Consider the following 3,448-nt stretch of genomic DNA (forward strand, 5'->3'; position numbering starts at 1 on the left):
CACGTGGACCCGGGCTGGACGAGCGTTCCCTACGGCCGTCCGCTGGCCAACCAGCGCTTCTACGTCCTCAACGAGGCGCAGCAGGTGTGCCCGGTGGGCGTGGCCGGTGAGTTGTGCATCGGTGGTATCGGGGTGGCACGGGGTTACTGGGGTGACGAAGAGCGCACGAACGCGAGTTTCCTGCCGGATCCGTTCTCCGATGACCCGCGTGCGTTGCTGTATCGCACCGGTGACCTGGGCCGGTGGCGGCCGGATGGGGTGATCGAGTTCCTGGGCCGGGTGGACCACCAGGTCAAGATCCGGGGTTTCCGGGTCGAGTTGGGCGAGATCGACTCGGTGCTGTCGGAGCATCCGGCGGTGGCCGAGTCGGTGACCGTGGTTCACGACGGTCGGCTGGCGTCGTACGTGGTTGCCGACGACGTGTCCGAGTTGCGTGAGTGGGTACGGCAGCGGTTGCCGGAGTACATGGTCCCGGCCGGGCTCACCCCGCTGGCCCGGTTGCCGTTGTCGGTCAACGGCAAGGTGGACCGCTCGGCGTTGCCGGAACCCCGGTGGCAGGCGGCTGACGAGTTCGTCGAGGCCCGCTCCGAAACCGAACGGGTGCTCGCGGCGATCTGGGCCGAGGTGCTGGGCGTCGAGCGCGTGGGCGTGCGCGACAACTTCTTCGGCCTCGGTGGTGATTCGATCCTGTCCATCCAGATGGTGTCCCGGGCCGCCCAGCACGGCATTCACCTGACTCCGGCGCAGGTGTTCCGGGAGCAGACCGTGGCCCGGCTGGTCGAGGTGGCCGGTGAGGGCCCGGTGGTGGTGGCCGAGCAGGGGCCGGTGGTCGGTCCGGTCGAACTCGGGCCGGTGCAACGCTGGTTCTTCGGGCTCGATCTGGCGAACCGCGATCACTGGAACCAGAGCGTGGTGCTCGAATCGAGCGTCGAGTTGGACCCGGCGCGTGTGGCGAAAGCCCTCGAAACCGTGCTTGACCACCACGACGTGCTGCGCTCCCGTTTCACCCGCGAGAACGGCCAGTGGCACCAGGAGCAACTGCCCGAGGCCGTGGCGCCGGTGGTCACCGGTGACCCGAACGCCGGGCTGGACCTGGAGCACGGCCCGCTGCTGCAAGCGGCGATCGACGGGAACAAGCTCGTGCTGGCCTGCCACCACCTGGTCATCGACGCGGTGAGCTGGCGGTTCGTGCTGGAGGACTTCGAGCGCGCCTACCTCGGTCTCGGCGAACCACCCGCCAAGACCACCTCGTTCGCCGAATGGACCTCCCGGCTGGCTGCCTACGACGCCACGGACCAGGTCGAACACTGGCGCGAGGTGCTGAGCACGGTGAGCCCGCTGCCCGCCGACCGCACCGGTGACGACGTGCACGCCGGCGCGGTCACCCGGCGCGTGCTGCTCCCGGCCGCCGCCGTGCTGGACGCGGGCAGGCGGCTGAAGGCGCGGCCGGACGAACTCGTGCTGACCGCGTGGGCCCGTGCGCTCACCGACTGGACGGGTCGCGAAGGCGTCACCGTGGACGTCGAGGCCCACGGCCGCGAAGCGCTGTTCGACGACATCGACCTCTCGCGCACCGCGGGCTGGTTCACCACGATCCGGCCGGTGCACCTGCCGGTCGGCGGCACCGACGAGATCGGCGCGCTGCGGGCGGTGAAGCGGTCGCTGCGCTCGGCGCCGGACCAGGGCCTCGGTTACGGCGTGCTGCGCCACACCACCGACCTGCTGCCGGTGGCCCCGCCGGTCCCGGTGCTGTTCAACTACCTGGGGCAGCTCGACCAGTCCGGTGAGGCGTTCACCCTGCGCTACGACGTGGCGGCCAGCGACGCCGGGTACGCACCGGAGAACCGCCGCCACCACACCTTCGAGATCAACGCCGGACTGCACCACGACCAGCTGTTCATCGACTTCACCTACGCCGCGGAACGCCACGAGGCCGCCACCGTCGACGCCCTGCTGGACGGCGTCCAGCGGCACCTCGCCACGCTGACCGCGTCGACCCGGGCCGCGGAGATCCCGGAGGACTTCCCGCTGACCCGGGTGACCGGGGCGGAGCTGGCGCGGATCACCGCCGACCACGGCCCGATCGAGGACCTGTACCCGGCCACCCCGATGCAGCAGGGCCTGCTGTTCCACACGCTCGCCGCCCCCGGCTCCGGTGTCTACCTCGAACAGATCCGGCTGCGGCTGTCCGGGGAACTCCGGGTGCCGACGCTGTGCGAGGCGTGGCAGCGGACCGTGCGGCGGCACCCGGCCCTGCGCACCGCGCTCGCCTGGCGGGACCTCGACACCCCGTACCAGGTGGTGCACGCCGAGGTCACCGCGCCGATCGTCCTGGAGGAGCGCGACGACCTGGGTGAACTGCTGCGGGAGGACCGGACGGCGGGGTTCTCGCTGGCCGAAGCGCCGCTCATGCGCGTGCGGCTGGTCCGCACCGGCGACGCCACCTGGGAGCTCGTGTGGTCGCACCACCACGTGGTGCTGGACGGGTGGAGCGCCGCGCTGGTGCTGGAGGACTTCTTCGCCGTCTACCGGGCGCTGTCGGCCGGACAGGAGCCGCCCGCGGTGACCGCACCGTCCTACCGCGACTACGTGGCGTGGCTGGAAGCCCAGGACTTCGGCGTGGCCGAGGCGTACTGGCGGACCCACCTCGCCGGGTTCACCGAGCCGACCCGGCTGGGCATCGAGCAGGTCACCGCCTCGACGGACCGCCGTCCCGAAGCCGCTGAGTCCATTGTGGAACTACCGGCGGAGTTGTCGGACCGCACCCGCGAGTTCGCCCGTGCGCACGGGTTCACGCTGAACACCGTGCTGATGGGGGCCTGGTCGCTGCTGCTGTCGCGGTACTCCGGGCAGCGGGACGTGGTGTTCGGGGTGACCTCCGCCGGCCGACCGGCCGAGGTGCCCGGCGTGGAGCGGATGATCGGGTTGTTCATCAACACGCTCCCGGCGCGGGTCGGCGTGCCCGCCGGACAGCGGGTCGCCGACTGGCTGGCCGACCTGCAGCGGGTGGAGACCGAACGCCGTCGCCACGAGAACACGCCTTTGACGAAGGTGCACGAGTGGAGCGACGTGGCCGGTGGCACGCCGCTGTTCGACCACATTTTCGTGGTGGAGAACTACCTGCTCGACGAATCGGTGTTCCAGGTCGACGCCGGGTTGCGCGTTTCGGACCACCAGTCCTACGAGCAGACGAACTACCTCCTCGCCCTGGTGGTGGAACCACTGGACCGGCTGACCCTGCGCACCCGGCACGACCCGGACCGCCTCACCGCCGACACCGTGGAGCGCCTGCTCGGCCACTTCGAGGTGCTGCTGGACGGGGTGATCTCCGCGCCGGACCGGGCGGTCGATGAGGTGCCGCTGCTCGGCGCGGCCGAGCGGGACCTGGTGGTGCGGCAGTGGAACGACACGGCGGTCGATTTCGGTGCGGTGGCGGCCGGGTGTGTGC

The 3,448-nt window shown here is 71.0% G+C and carries 1 protein-coding gene; it reads left to right on the forward strand.

What is annotated here, in order from left to right:
- Nucleotides 1-3,448 (forward strand): condensation domain-containing protein (locus AC07EG_RS40245; RefSeq protein WP_478258535.1); only part of this gene is annotated, 3,448 nt, incomplete at both ends.

It is taken from the genome of Amycolatopsis sp. NPDC045836 (genome assembly GCF_056431745.1).